The 15,200-nt window shown below is 46.3% G+C and carries 11 protein-coding genes; 10 read left to right on the forward strand and 1 reads right to left on the reverse strand.

From position 1 onward, the window contains the following. Window positions 1–563 precede the first annotated feature (563 nt). The 9 genes from allC to ACYVD3_RS05875 all read left to right on the forward strand — a co-directional run bounded on the left by allC (window position 564) and on the right by ACYVD3_RS05875 (window position 12,217). Complete coding sequence (allC, locus tag ACYVD3_RS05835) at window positions 564–1,793, forward strand: allantoate deiminase (protein WP_460641572.1); 1,230 nt, start codon at window positions 564–566, stop codon at window positions 1,791–1,793. Window positions 1,794–1,810: 17 nt separating this feature from the next. After that, window positions 1,811–3,064: an MFS transporter gene (locus tag ACYVD3_RS05840; RefSeq protein WP_460641573.1), complete on the forward strand. Its 1,254-nt coding sequence runs from the start codon at window positions 1,811–1,813 to the stop codon at window positions 3,062–3,064. A 23-nt stretch (window positions 3,065–3,087) separates the two neighbouring features. Beyond that, window positions 3,088–3,879 carry a (S)-ureidoglycine aminohydrolase gene (gene allE, locus ACYVD3_RS05845; protein ID WP_460641574.1) on the forward strand — a complete coding sequence of 264 codons (792 nt, stop codon included), beginning with the start codon at window positions 3,088–3,090 and terminating at the stop codon, window positions 3,877–3,879. Window positions 3,880–4,005: 126 nt separating this feature from the next. Beyond that, entirely contained in the window at window positions 4,006–5,055 is a 1,050-nt protein-coding gene (gene allD, locus ACYVD3_RS05850; protein WP_460641575.1) for an ureidoglycolate dehydrogenase, read from the forward strand. A 23-nt stretch (window positions 5,056–5,078) separates the two neighbouring features. Then, a complete protein-coding gene (gene fdrA / locus ACYVD3_RS05855; protein WP_460641576.1) occupies window positions 5,079–6,845 on the forward strand; it encodes an acyl-CoA synthetase FdrA in 1,767 nt (588 codons plus the stop codon). 41 nt (window positions 6,846–6,886) lie between these two features. Beyond that, window positions 6,887–8,152 carry a YlbE family protein gene (locus ACYVD3_RS05860; RefSeq protein WP_460641577.1) on the forward strand — a complete coding sequence of 422 codons (1,266 nt, stop codon included), beginning with the start codon at window positions 6,887–6,889 and terminating at the stop codon, window positions 8,150–8,152. After that, window positions 8,124–9,005, forward strand: coding sequence for an oxamate carbamoyltransferase subunit AllH family protein (locus ACYVD3_RS05865; RefSeq protein WP_460641578.1), 882 nt, complete (start codon window positions 8,124–8,126; stop codon window positions 9,003–9,005). Before ACYVD3_RS05860 ends, ACYVD3_RS05865 begins: the two co-directional genes overlap by 29 nt. 14 nt (window positions 9,006–9,019) lie before the next feature. Next, a complete protein-coding gene (locus tag ACYVD3_RS05870) occupies window positions 9,020–10,240 on the forward strand; it encodes a dicarboxylate/amino acid:cation symporter (protein ID WP_460641579.1) in 1,221 nt (406 codons plus the stop codon). A 345-nt stretch (window positions 10,241–10,585) separates the two neighbouring features. Then, entirely contained in the window at window positions 10,586–12,217 is a 1,632-nt protein-coding gene (locus ACYVD3_RS05875; RefSeq protein WP_460641580.1) for a PucR family transcriptional regulator, read from the forward strand. A 231-nt stretch (window positions 12,218–12,448) separates the two neighbouring features. On the opposite strand, the gene ACYVD3_RS05880 is transcribed toward ACYVD3_RS05875, so the two are convergent. After that, on the reverse strand, window positions 12,449–14,371 hold the full coding sequence (locus ACYVD3_RS05880; protein WP_460641581.1) for a heavy metal translocating P-type ATPase: 1,923 nt from the start codon (window positions 14,369–14,371) through the stop codon (window positions 12,449–12,451). A gap of 178 nt (window positions 14,372–14,549) precedes the next feature. Between ACYVD3_RS05880 and ACYVD3_RS05885 the strand changes: the two genes are divergently transcribed. After that, window positions 14,550–15,116: a TetR/AcrR family transcriptional regulator gene (locus ACYVD3_RS05885; RefSeq protein WP_460641582.1), complete on the forward strand. Its 567-nt coding sequence runs from the start codon at window positions 14,550–14,552 to the stop codon at window positions 15,114–15,116. Window positions 15,117–15,200 lie beyond the last annotated feature (84 nt).

Here is a 15,200-nt window from a genome sequence, read left to right on the forward strand (position 1 = left end):
TTACCATTAGAAAATCTTTTTGTCAATAAGTACAGAAATAACGATATGAGTAAAGGAGCCTTATCAGAGAGGTAACATGAAGACTCCTTAAAGACCGTGTGAAAAGCCCTTAACTGCTTTGGCAGCAGTTGAGAGGAAATTAAAAAATATAGGATGTGCCATACAGTGAAATTGATGCTCCTTTTCTCTTAACCGGACGTTCAGAAATGAGCGTCCTTTTTGTTTGAAATCTGAAAGCTATGTTTAATCCGCGCCTCTCCCCATTTTATGGGATAACTCCATCTTGTATCAGATAATATTTCCGGTCATTGCTATAATATAACACCCCAAGCCCTCACAACACCCATAAAAAAAGCATGTAAAATGCCAGAGCTGCCCCCTAGGATTGAAAAATAATTAACAACATTGTTAATTAAATACTTAATAAATTCAAAATCATTGTGCTAAACACACAAAAATTAAAAGCCGGATTATCTGGTTTGGATGATGTATTGTAGAGTAAATATCTTTACAATAAAAGCATGGATTCGAATCGATAGAAAAAAGATTCAGGAGGTAGGAAAATGGATATTTCCGTCAATGAAATCAAGGAAGTACTGGACTGGATGTCCTCTTATGGGAAAAACCAGACAGGAGGGATGACCAGGCTCCTGTATTCCAAGAGCTGGCTTGAGGTACAGATGGCGTTAAAGGAGAAATTTGAGCAAATAGGCATGGAAACCAGATTTGATGAAGTGGGGAATTTATATGGAAGGATCATTGGAACGGAACCGGAATCCGGCACCATTGCCACCGGTTCCCATGTGGATACGGTAGTGAACGGAGGGAATTTAGACGGCCAGCTTGGAATCTTCGGAGGATACTTAGCTGTTAAAAACTTACTTGAAAACCACGGAAGGCCAAAAAAGAATCTGGAGGTCATTTCCATGGCAGAAGAGGAGGGCAGCAGGTTCCCCTATGTTTTCTGGGGAAGTAAAAACCTGTTTGGACTGGCGAAAAAAGAAGAGGTCGAAAATCTCACAGATTCCCAAGGGATCAAATTCGTAGATGCCATGCATGAGTGCGGGTTCGATTTTAAGAAGGATCATGGCGGTTCCATGGACGATGTAAAAGCATTTATAGAGTTACATATTGAGCAGGGAAATACCCTTGAGATGGAAGGGAAATCCGTAGGAGTGATCACAGGCATCGTAGGGCAGAGAAGATATAACATCACCTTAAAGGGAGAGGCCAATCATGCCGGAACGACTCTCATGAAATATAGGAAAGACGTAATCCAGGTATTTTCCGAGATCGTGTACGATTCCTTAAATAAAGCAAGAGCAATAGGCGATCCGCTGGTATTGACCTTTGGCAAAATTGAAGTAAAACCCAATACGGTGAACGTGGTTCCAGGAGAAGCTTTGTTTACCATGGACTGCCGCCATACGGATCAGGCACTTTTAATAAGCATTACAACTGAACTGGAAGAGAACATGAAGCAGATCGCAGAAAAGTATGGGGTGGAAATAAATATTGACTTGTGGATGGATGAGCAGCCTGTTCCCATGAATGACGAAATGATCCGGCTCATTGAGAAGGTTTGCAGGGAAAAAGGGCTGAATTACCGGATGATGCACAGCGGTGCAGGTCATGATTCTCAGATCATAGCCCCCAGGATTCCTGCCGGTATGCTCTTTGTTCCAAGTATTAAGGGGATCAGCCATAATCCGGCGGAACGGACGGAACTGCCGGACTTAAAACAGGGAATTGAAGCTTTAAAGTCATCTCTATATGAATTATCATATCAATAGGAAAAGTGAGGGGCATTATGGGAGATCAAAGTTTAACAAAACAATTGCCAAAGGATTATTGGAAGACAATCGTATTTACTTTCTGTTTAGGCTGGGTGGTCATCTGGATCTACCGTTCCATGCTGTCGCCCATCTATACAGAGATCCAGGGGACAGTGGGGCAGCACTCCAACGCAGCCATGGGACTTATTGCAAGCTGCTATTTCTTTGGGTATACGTCGTTGCAGATCCCATCCGGATTTTTAGTAGACAGATTCGGACAGAAAAAAGTTCTTATACCAGGCTTTATCCTCTTTGCTTTAGGCGCCTTCAGCATTGCCGTGGCAAAGTCCCTTAATATGGTTTACCTTGGCAGTGTATGTGCCGGTATAGGCTGCGGGACTTATTACGGTGCCGCCTTTTCCTTAACTGCGGAACACGTACCGCCTGAGAAAAAAGGAATCTCTACTGCCATCGTCAACAGCGGTTCCGCCCTGGGTCTGATCTTTGGAATGACAGGTTCCAGCTTTATTGTTAAGACATTGCATCTGCCCTGGCAGACAATGGTGACCATCTCAGCCAGCCTGATCGTGCTTTTGGTTATCTGGTTTGCCATTGCAATCAAGGACAGAGGAAGACACCATGCAGTTCAAAGAACAGACAGCAAAAAGGCAGAAGAGGTGGATTTTGGAACAGAGAAAAAGACTTCCTTGCTTTCTCTTAATATGATTTCCTGCTACATACTGTATTTTTCCACCTGCTACGCCTATTATCTCATTGTGACCTGGCTTCCTAAATTTCTGGAGTCAGAAAGAGGGATCACCGGCGGAATGATTGGCCTTGTGGTTTCCATGATATCTGTCACGGCAGTACCTGGAGCGCTGTTTTTTGCAGGCTTATCCGATAAATTCAGAGGGAAAAAGGCGCTGATCATCATTGGCCTGGAGCTGTCCGCTTTCGTACTGGTGGCCTTATCCATGTCAATGCCAAATGCGTTGTCTCTGACCATTATTTTACTGCTTTATGGGTTCCTGGGCAAGATGGCTGTTGATCCGGTCCTGATCTCCTATGTATCAGACAGGGCCAATAAAAAAAATATGGCGACCACCCTGGGTCTGTTTAACTTTTTCGGAATGTCCTCATCCATTATCGCACCGGCGGTAACAGGATTTATTATAGATAAAACAGGATCAGGAACCGCAGGATTTTATATCGGGGCATTGCTTCTTATCCTGGGAACCATACTATTCCTGATATTTAATGCAAGGACATTTTTCAGCAAGGCAAAATAATTACAAGTTAAGGAGAATGAAACATGAGCTATATCAATCAAATAACAGGGTACCGGGAAGATATTTTATCAAGCCGTTCCATCGTAAAGAGAGGAAATTTCGCATTAATAGAGCCGGATGGCCTGGTGAAAAACGTGATACCGGGATTTGAGAAATGCGCAGTGACCATTTTAGCTTCCCCTAAGATGGGAGCTTCCTTCGTAGATTATCTGGTAACAATGGAGCAGGGCGGAGGCCATCCAAAGGGATTTGGAGGAGATGGGATCGAAGTATTCCTCTACATTCTGGAAGGCAGGGTAACTGTGAAAAATGAAGATAAGGAAGAAGAACTGACGGAAGGGGGATACATTTATTCTCCTGAGGGCAATAAGGTGAGCTTTGAAAATGTGGGAGATACTCCGGCAAAGGCATTTTTATATAAGAGACGCTATAATAGGATCGAGGGCCAGGTAGCCTATACTGTCTGCGGAAATATCGGGGATGTGCCCTTTACTCCCTATGAGGGAATGGCAGATGTGGGGGTCAAGGACTTCCTGCCGTCGGCAACTGACATTGGATTTGATATGAATTTCCATATATTAAGTTTTAAGCCCGGCGCCTGCCACGGCTACATTGAAACCCATATCCAGGAGCATGGCGCCTACATCTATTCCGGTGAAGGAATGTATAATCTGGACAATCACTGGATTCCCGTTAAAAAGGGCGACTATCTGTTTATGGGCGCTTACAGCTTACAGGCGGCTTACGGAGTAGGGCGGAATGAGGAATTTGCCTATGTGTATTCAAAAGACTGCAACAGGGATGTGGAACTATAAGGCAGCGCACAAAATTCCCGGAAGTTAGAAGAAAATATAATCGAAGAAAGGTTGCCACGTAACATTTTTTTTGGTTTACAATTGTGGCAGTACCCCAGGCTGTTCCTGGGGTACCAGGGATATCTTATGAGATTAACAGAAGGACAATTACATGAACTGATCAGCAAGAAACTTCAAAAGGCAGGGCTTACAAAGGAACACGGAGATATTACCGCAGATATCCTCACATGGTCTGATGCAAGGGGGATCCATTCCCACGGAGCCGTCAGGGTAGAGTATTATTCCGAAAGAATCGCAAAGGGCGGCATTACCGTTCATCCGGAATTTAAGTTCGAGAGAACAGGCCCGGCAAGCGGGATATTCCATGGGGACAATGGCTCAGGCTATGCGGCGGCAGTGCTTTCCATGGAAGAAGCGATCAAAATGGCAAAGGAAACAGGAGTTGCAGTGGTTGGAGCCAAGCACATTTCCCACAGCGGCAGTCTGGGCTATTATGTGGAAATGGCTGCAAAGGAGGACTTGGTTTCCATTTCCATGTGCCAGTCAGACCCAATGGCGGTCCCCTACGGTGGATCGGAGCCTTACTACGGAACAAACCCCATAGCTTTTGGAGCGCCGGGTGCTGACGGAAGAAATATTATATTTGATATGGCGACTACGGTCCAGGCCTGGGGAAAGGTGTTGTATGCCCGTTCAAAAAAGGAGCCTATCCCAAGTACCTGGGCAGTGGATGTCAATGGAAATCCAACCACTGATTCCACACTGGTAAATGCGCTTGTTCCCATTGCAGGCGCAAAGGGTTACGGGCTAATGATGATGGTTGACATGCTCTCAGGCATTCTTTTGGGCCTTCCCTTTGGAAAGCATGTAAGCAGCATGTATGAAGATTTATCAAAGGGCAGGGATTTAGGGCAGCTTCACATTGTGCTGGATCCCAATAAATTTGTGGGTCTGGAAAGCTTTAAGGAGAACATAACCGCCACCATGGAGGAACTGGCTGCCATTAAACCGGCAGAAGGCTTTGACAAAGTGTATTATCCGGGAGAACGGGGACTTTTGAGAAAGGCGGACTATGATAAGAACGGGATAGAGATCGTAGACGATATCTATCAATATCTGATCAGCGAAGATATTCATTACGACCGCTATGACCATAAGAATAAATTTGCTGAATAAGAGGTTAAAAGGAGAGTAGTAACATGATTAAAACGATAATTCGCAAAGGAAGTTATCAGGATTCCGTGGTTCTTATGTTGCTGACCAATAAAATTTCCGCCATGGAAGGAATACATAAAGTCTCCATTATGATGGCAACACCTGCCAACAAGGACTTGTTTAAGGCCAGCGGCCTGGAGACTCCTGAATTAACGGAAGCCCAGTCCAATGATATGGCCATTGTGGCGGACGTGGAGTCAGAGGAGCTTGTAGAACAGGTGTTAAAGGAGACAGAAGGATTTCTCAATAACCAGTCTAAAAGCGCTGCCGGAAATGAAGAAAACCCTACGGTGTCCACCTGGGAACAGGCATTAAAAAAATTGCCGGATGCCAATCTGGCGGTCCTGTCCATACCAGGCATGTATGCGGCGGCTGAGGCTGACAGGGCGCTTGATGAGAATTTGAATGTATTTATTTTCAGCGACAACGTATCAAAAAAGGATGAAATATATTTGAAACAAAAGGCTCATGAAAAAGGCCTTCTGGTCATGGGACCGGATTGCGGAACCGGTATCATCAAGGGGGTTCCCATCGCTTTTACAAACCATGTCAGGATGGGAAAGATCGGGGTCATCGGCGCTTCCGGCACAGGAATCCAGGAGGTTACGACCATCATTGACCAGTTGGGAGAAGGAGTGGCAAATGCCATCGGCACAGGCGGCAGGGATTTATCGGCTGAGGTGGGTGGAATCACCATGCTGGATGCCATTGATGCCATGGAAAAGGATCCCCAGGTAGAGGTGGTTGTCATCCTATCAAAGCCCCCGGCAAAGGAAGTAAGGGATGTGATCGTAAAAAGGCTCTGGGACTATGAAAAGTCTGTGGTAACCTTGTTCCTCGGGGAAAAGCCGGAGATACACGAGGAGAACTTCTACCATGCCTACACCCTGGATGAAGCGGCCAGGATCGCAGTTTCCTTAGTGAGAAAAGAGGAGATCGTCCAGGATACATGGAAGCCGGAGGTGGGGGAAGGATTTAAAAAGGAAGACCACAAAACCATAAAAGGCTATTATTCCGGAGGAACCCTGGCGGCAGAGGCGGTGATGCTCATAAAGGATGCCATTGGCATTGCCGGAGCAGGAGGAAAACAGGAAGGCTGTATGCTCAACACACAGGGTTATACCATCATCGACCTGGGAGATGACATCTATACCGTGGGAAAACCTCATCCAATGATCGACCCCACAAACCGGATCGTTTGTATGAAGCAGGCTCTGGAGGAAGAACAAACAGGAGTTATTTTATTTGATCTTGTGCTGGGATATGGTTCTCATGAAGACATGGCAGGCGCTCTTCTTCCAGGAATCAAGGATATGATGGGGCAGGTGAAAAAGCAGGGGAGAAAGGTCTTCTTTGTGGCAACCATCTGCGGAACCAGAGGAGATATGCAGAATTATGATCTCCAGAAGAAAAAGCTGGAGGATATAGGTGTCATCCTTTGCACCAGCAACAAAAGAGCGGTGGAAACGGCTCTATGCCTCATCGGCCACCCTTATTCGGAAAGGGAGAAGACGATCCTTCCCAGGGAAAAGGTGAAGGCAGACAAGAAACATGTCGTATCAAAGCAGATGATGGAATTGCTCTCCCAAAAGCCCAGGGTCATTAATATTGGGTTAAAAAGTTTTACCCATGTGCTGGAGGAGTTCTCCTGCAAGGCAGTGCAGTACCAATGGACACCGCCGGCAGGAGGGGATTTAGAACTGATCAAGGTCCTGCAGTATTTAAGAGGTTACAAGTTTTCCAGGCAGTGATGGACCGGAAAAAAGGCTTATGTGGATATGAGGAGGTTCTTATGTTGTACGATACAATAGACGATGCAAATCAGGCAGTCATACAGAAAATGATCCTTGCTTCACCGGTTTTACTGGATGTGGTGCCTGCTAAAACAGTAATCAAAGAATTAAATCATGGAAAGGTGCTTCTCCATGCGGGACCCCCTATCCGGTGGGAAAATATGACCAGTCCCATGAAAGGCTCCTGTATCGGCGCGGCTCTGTTTGAAAAATGGGCAGCCACAAAGGAGGAAGCGGTGGCTCTTTTAAGCCGTGGGGAAGTGGATTTTATCCCCTGTCATCACGTGGATGCCGTAGGGCCCATGGGAGGCATTACTTCTTCCAACATGCCGGTATTTGTGGTGGAAAATACCACCGACGGAAACAGGGCCTACTGCACCATGAATGAAGGAATTGGAAAGGTTCTTCGGTTTGGCGCATACTCCAGAGAGGTGGTCTTACGTTTAGGCTGGATGAGAGATGTGCTGGGCCCGGTGCTTTCCATGGCACTTCAGAAACTTGAGAAAGGACTTGCCATCAACCCAATGATCGCAAAGGCCATTGCAATGGGAGATGAATTCCACCAAAGGAATATAGCGGCTTCCCTCCTGTTCTTAAAAGAAATGTCCCCTGTCATAGCAGGCCTTTCCATAGAGGAAGAGAAGAAAAAGGAGGTCATTCAGTTTCTTGCTGATACGGACCAGTTCTTCTTAAACATCATGATGGCGGCAGCCAAGGCGGTGATGGATGGCGCACGTTTGATCACGGAAGGAACCATTGTAACGGCAATGTGCAGGAATGGAGAAAACTTTGGAATCAGGATCAGCGGCATGAAGGATGAGTGGTTCACTGCGCCGGTCAATACTCCCCAGGGCCTTTACTTTACCGGATATTCCGGTGAGGATGCCAGCCCTGACATAGGAGACAGCGCCATCACGGAAACCTTTGGGGTAGGCGGTATGGCAATGATCGCAGCGCCGGCAGTTACCAGGTTTGTTGGAACAGGCGGTTTTCATGACGCCCTTCGCATCAGCAATGAAATGATGGAGATCGTCATCAGCCAAAACCCTAACTTTACCATTCCCACATGGAATTTCCAGGGCACCTGCCTGGGGATTGACGCAAGAAAGGTGGTAGAAACAGGGATCACTCCTGTTATTAATACAGGGATTGCCCATAAGGAAGCCGGTGTGGGGCAGATAGGAGCAGGAACAGTCCATCCGCCTATGAAATGTTTTCAAAAGGCAGTCATGGCTTATGGGAAAAAGCTGGGATATAAAGGGTAAGGATATGAGAAGCTTATCAGGAAAGCTGGCAGCGTCAGAGCTGTTGGAAGCATTAAAAGAAGGTGAAGTTTACAGGATCCACAGTCAGTTTGAAAGCGGCTGCAATCTGGCGTTTTCTCCTTTCCTTTGCTTTATTGGAAATAAAAACAATGCCCTGGTTCCTTATGGCATTTTATTAAATGAGGAGGATCTGCCTGTATTTATACAACAGGCAGCTTTCTCCCCCCGTTTCCGGTGGAATGAGGAGGAACGGACCCTGTATTCGGATTCCCTCTGCCTTTGCTTAAAAGACTCCCGGATATACAGCAGCTTTATCGGGAAAAAGGAGTATTCCATAGACCAGGAAGGGCTTGCCATGTTTGAAAATTTCATTGACTGGAATCTTCCTACAGGATTTGGGGAATCCATTGGCTCCTTTATGGCGGCAGAGAAAGAGGAAGTGGAAGAATTGTACCAGGCATTTTCCAAATCAAAAGAAGAGGCTGAAAAGACTATAAAAAGGTGGATCGGAAGAGGGATGGGCCTGACGCCGTCAGGCGATGATTTCCTTATGGGGATTCTATATGTGGACAGAATTTCTCCCATACTGGAAATGCCCTTTCTCCAGGCCTTAAAGGAACTCATAGACCGCCAATATACAACGGATATCAGCGGGCACTATTATCATTGTGCATTGGAGGGATATTTTAATAACGATTTGGTGGAGCTGCTGGATGCTTTGATCCGGAAAAATTCTTCACAAATGAAGAAATGTATGGACAGGATAAGGATGATAGGTTCTACTTCTGGCTGCGATATGATGTTAGGTATGGCAGCAGGGGTCGATTATGTCAAGGGTAAGGCAAACATATAATGGGAGGTCTGTGAATGAAAAAAATGAAATTATCAATGACAGTACAGATCATGATCGGAATGGCCGGGGGGCTGCTTCTTGGAATTTGTCTGGGGGATAAGGTGAAGGATATCAAGCTCATAGGAGATATCTTCCTGCGGCTCATTCAAATGTCTGTCGTGGTAATGATCATGGGGGCAGTCATTGAATCCGTAGCGAATTTAGATCCTAAGGAGTTAGGGAGATTCGGCGTAAAGATGCTGTTTTGGTTTCTCCTGTCCACTGTGCTGGCGGCAGCGGCAGGAGCTGCTTTAGGCCAGTTCTTTTTGCCTGGAAAAGGACTTTCCCTTCCTGTTACCGGTCAGATCGTCCAGACGTCGGATAAAGGGCTTTACAACATCATTCTTGATTTCTTACCCAGCAACATCGTTCAGTCCATGGCAGATTCCAATATGATCCAGGTGATCATATTCTCCGTATTATTCGGCGCGTCCCTGGGGGCCTGCCGCATAAATAAGGAGAGGGTCCAGCTCATGGGAGTCATCAGGGAATTCAATGAAGTGATATTGGGAATCGTGCATAAGGTCATGAAACTGGCCCCCTTTGGGATCGGAGCGCTGCTGGCTTATACTGCAGGCACTACAGGCATTAAAGTCATTATGCCATTGATCAAGTTTCTCCTCATTTTCGGATGCGGCTCTCTCCTGTATCTTTGCCTTATGATCGCATTCGTATCGTTTTACTGCAAGGCCAACCCCTTTAACGTCGGAAGAAAGCTGGGCAACATGACAATCGTGGCATTTACCACAACTTCCTCCGCTGTCACCCTGCCCACGAAAATGGAGGACAGTGAGAAGAAGCTGGGAGTCAGCAAGAAAGTGTCAGGCATTGTCAATCCTCTGGGAATGACCTTAAACAGCAATGGCTTATCCATGTTTCTTGCTTTGGCATGTGTCACGGTTTCCCAGATTTACGGGATCCCCCTTCCCATGCCCCAGTTGGTCCGTGTGATCGTCTTATCCACCTTATCCTGTCTTGGAACCGTGGCAGTGCCAGGAGGCGGCCTGGTCGCCCTGGCAATCGTTGTCCCCGCCCTGGGCCTTCCCCTGGAAAGCATTGCTTTTTTATCCAGCATTGACTGGTTTTCAGGGATGTTCCGCACCATATTAAATGTGGATATTGATGCCCTGGTTGCCATGATGATAGCAAAAGATGAAAAGGAACTGGATTATGAAATTTTAAACGGGAGCCAATAATCAGAGGTTTACGGATAAATACCAGATTGCCAGGAAGGAAAGGACATAGTATAATGAGCGCAAGTGAGCGAAGATGAGCTCGCTCATCGGCGCGAACGGTGAATGCTGATCATGGCTCGCAGAGCCATGATATAATGAGCGCAAGTGAGCGAAGACGAGCTTGCACATCGGCGCGAACGGTGAATGCTGATCATGGCTCGCAGAGCCATGATATAATGAGCGCAAGTGAGCGAAGACGAGCTTACTCATCGGTGCGAAGGTTGAATTCTGATCATGACGCGCAGAGTCATGATATATATAGAAGGGACTGGAAAACGATTCCGAATGTGAAAAGAGAGGCTAAATATGACCGTTGAAAAATTGCTGGAAGAACCAATATTTCAAAATCTGAAGGTGCTGAATAATAAGGCTGATTTAAGAAGAGAGATTTTCACGGTTGAGTCTACGGAAACGCCGGATGTTGCGTCTTATTTACCTGAGAATACGTTATTGATCACTACCGGAATGGCGTTTAAGGAGAACCAGGCCGGATTATGTGAGTTTATTCTCAGCCTGGACCGTCTGCCCTGTGCAGGATTGGCCATTAAGCTGGGGCGTTTTATCGACCGCCTGGAGCCGGAGGTTATAGAACTTGCAGACCAGTTGGGATTTCCTCTGATCCAGATCCCCTACAATATGACATTGGGGGAGGTTTTTCAGCAGTTACTGGCCTATATTTGGGATAACCAGAATGGGGAGCTGACCTTTGCCCTGAATACCCAGAAGAAATTCTCTGCCTTGCTTCTTCAGGGAGCCTCCATGGGCGTTATGATGAATAATCTGGGACTTGTCATTAAAAAACCGGCCGCACTGTTAAACCCCTTTGGTGAAGTGGAGGCGGCGACCCATACGTGTCAAAAAGAATACTTAAAAGCAGCACAAGGTCTGTTTTATGATCTGTCGTTTTATGAAAGAAAGACCGAAAGCTTTGAAAACTTCATCCATGTATCAAAAATCAAGGAAAAGGTCTCCATCTACCCAATACAGACGGTTGGGAAAAATCCTTACTATCTTTACATCTTTGGGGGCGAGGAAAAGGAAAATACCCTGTCAGGCATGGGGATCGAGCAGTTGGTGCTGGTGTTCGGCATCTTTTTATATAAGAACTTATATGTGAGATGCAATCCCTTAAAACAGAAGGAAGCGATCCTGCATATCCTTGTGAATAAGCATAGGAAAGAGCGGTGGTCCTCTGCCCAGTTGTTTACGGTAGGGGAAAAATATGGGTTAAAGCCGGCTGCCGGCTATAAAATAATCCTGGCAACCCTGGAGCCCTTTGGAGGAAGGGAATTTGATTTCCTGAACTTAAGTCACAGGGAGGAACGGTACATCCTAATATACGACTGGCTCAGCAGGAAGCTGCAGGAAAAATTCCATGGAGATATTATCATCTTTCCCGAGACGCTGACGTACCAGTATGTTTTGCTGATACAGGGGAATTACAGGGAGCTGGAGAACGTCCTGGAGGAGTATCACGAGGCGCTGCAGCGCTTTCTTCAGGTGTCTGTCACATTTTCCTTTGGTAACGGGGTCATGGAACTGGAAACCATTGACAATTCTTATAATACGGCATTGGAAAGCTACCATTACGGGGAAGAGAAGGAGAATATCCCTTATATTAAATACTTCAAATCAACCGATGCCAATGAACTGTTTAAAATGGTGTCCAGCGAGCAGATCAAAGGATACTGTTTATACCATCTGAAGGGTCTTACAAATCCTGAGGATGAGATGACTTTAGAGCTTAGAAGGACACTCAAAACTTATCTGGACTGCAGATGCAGCGTCACTGAGACTGCCAACCACATGTTCCTTCACAGAAATACCGTTAAATACCGGATTAAGAAATGCGAAGAAATTCTTGGAAGGGAAATCGTGGACGCCAATTACTGTTTCCAACTTCAGTTAAGTCTGGTGCTGTTGGAGCAGAATGGATGAAACTCACTTCTGATTGAGAACTTATTAAAATTGAAAAGTTTTTGCCCCCCTTAATATAGAGGAGAAATCGTTTCCTCACAGGCTGGATTCCTTATTTGATCAGCCGATAGCAAAGGGGGGCATTTTATTGATTTTACTGACGAAAAACATTTTGTCTGGTCTTTGAAGCCAGTTGGTCTGACCATATTTTTCTTTAACACGTTGAAAGCACTGTTTTAAGATGGAGAAGACCTATTTTGGATCAACTGTTTCTGCAGGCAACGGCCTGTTTTGCAGTTTTTCATCAATAAACCTGCGGTCATACAAATGTGCGGCAATCAGCACTACGAATATTGAACCTGCATTATGGACAAGGGCTCCGGTGGTTGGTGTCAAAACTCCGGCAATGGAAAGGAAAATCGCCGCAAAGTTGATGCAAAGGGACAAGGAGATACTGAGCTTAATGGTCTTAACCGCCTCATTGGACAGCTTTTTGACATAGGAAATCTTGCTGATATCATCGCCCATCAAGGCAATATCGGCAGCATCAACGGCAATGCCGCTTCCCATAGTTCCCATTGCAACGCCTACATTAGCGGTTTTAAGGGCCGGAGCGTCATTTATACCATCGCCGACCATGCAGATATTGCGTCCTTCCTCCTGCATTCTTTGTATTTTTTCCGCCTTTTGGGCAGGAAGGAGTCCGGCATGGACATCATGGATTCCAGCCTGATCTGCAAAATACCGGGCAGCCTGTTCATGGTCGCCTGTAAGCAATACCACCTGTGTATGCGCTTTTTTAAGCTCCTTTATTACTTCCTTTGATGTTTCCCGCAGGGTATCTGACAGAGTGACAGCTCCCACTAATTGTGTTTCATATGCAACAAGGACAACCGCTTTGCCCTGACTATGGAACCGGCTTAAGGTGATAGATGCAGCTTCTTCAATAGGGATTTGATGTTCCCTGATGAAATCCGGATTGCCGCACAGCAGCCGCTTTCCGTTTACCTCTGCCTTGATCCCTTTCCCAGGTATCATTTGAAAGTCCTTTGCCTGCATAAGCTCTGCCCCCTGCTCTTTCCCATAGGCGGTAATGGCTTTTGCTAAAGGGTGTTCAGAATAAACTTCCCCAGAAGCCGTTAAGCCCAAAAGCTGCTTTTGATCCATATCTTTAGAAAAGGGATAGATGTCCGTAACCACAAGATTGCCCTTGGTCAGGGTCCCGGTTTTATCAAAGGCAATGGTGTCCGCCCTTCCCATACGTTCAAGTGCGTCACCGGATTTAATGATAACGCCATATTTGGCTGCCTGGCCGATAGCTGCCATGACTGCTGTAGGCGTTGCAAGCACCAGGGCACAGGGACAGAAAACCACCAGCACGGTTACGGCGCGGACGATATCCTTTGAAGCAACCCCTGTGATGACCGCAATGAGCAGCGCAACAGGCACGAGCCAGGTGGCCCATTTGTCTGCGATGCGCTCCATGGGGGCTTTTTTGTCTTCCGCCTCCCGGACCATGCGGATGACCTTTTGAAGGGAACTATCTTCGCCAACCTTTGCTGCGCGGATGTCAACCGCACCGAAACGGTTGATCGTGCCGCAAAACACCCTGTCTCCAGGAACTTTATCAACAGGCAGAGACTCACCGGTCATGACAGCCTGGTCAATGGAGGTGCTGCCCCTTATGATCTCCCCATCCACCGGTATGGTTTCACCTGGGAGAATCCGCAGAATATCCTCCACCCTGATATCCTCCGCTTTTATCATTTCCTCTCTGCCGCCGATCATCCGGCGGCCCTGCTGTGGAGCAAGGCTGATCAGCTTCTCCAGCCCTCTTTTGGCCCGTTCGGCGGTCTTATCCTCCAGGATCGCGCCCATGGCCATGATAAAAGCAACCTCCCCTGCCGCAAAAATATCACCGATACCAATAGCAGCAAACATGGCAATGGAAATGAGCAGTGCGGAGGAGATCTTTTTCATGCCCGGATTGTGAACGATGCGCCATAGGGAGAGATAGACCAAAGGGATCCCGCAGATGATAATTGAAACCCAGGCCGGGTCGGCCGCTAGCTGTGTATCAGTAAGCATCAACACAAGGCTGCACAGGAGAAATGCGCCGCCAATAAGAGTCATGGAAACACCGGACAAACAGTCGTTTATTCGCTTCATCATCATTGAATCCTCCCTGTAGATACCGGCTTGCTGCTTTTTGCAAGGAATGGTATAATTTATTTCATACAGAACATTTTGTTAGATATTATTATAAATAGGACCGTGTCTGGCATCAATGGATAATTTCCATGGAATGTTTGTTACGGAACAGTTGATGCAGATTTGTTCGGAGGAGGTTTTTATGGATAGACGGCAGCAGAAAACAAGAGCTGCAATATTTGAGGCCTTTGGCACGCTGCTTTCCGCAAAGGGTTATTCAAAAATTACGGTTCAGGATATCATTGATGAGGCCAACGTGGGCAGAACAACATTTTATGCCCACTTTGAAACAAAGGATGACCTGTTAAAAGAAATGTGCTCTGATTTGTTTTCCCATGTTTTTTCAGATTCCCTAAGCGCGGAAAGCACTCATGATTTTTCCATGAAAACAGGCAATCCCTCTGCAATGATCACTCATATTCTCTATCACCTGCTTGACAATAAGAGAAACATTATTGGTATCCTGACCTGTGAAAGCGGCGAATTATTTTCAGGCTTTTTCAGGCAATATCTCAATGAGCTGATGGCTGTGCGGCTGTTGGGTGACGGGCACTTATGCAGCCAACATCTACCTCGTGAATTTCTTGTAAATCATATTTCCAGTTCCTTTGTGGGCATGGTGCAGTGGTGGATCAAAAACCGCCTGGCTCAGACCCCGGAAGAACTGGCTGATTATTTTATGGCGGTTATTTCTCCTGTAATTTATTAGGCTTTGAAACAGCCGGTAAATCCAATGGAGGTTTATTGTTTTTACTCATAATAAATGCTATGATAAAAAAGATCATAATCAGCG

This window comes from Lacrimispora brassicae, assembly GCF_054772055.1.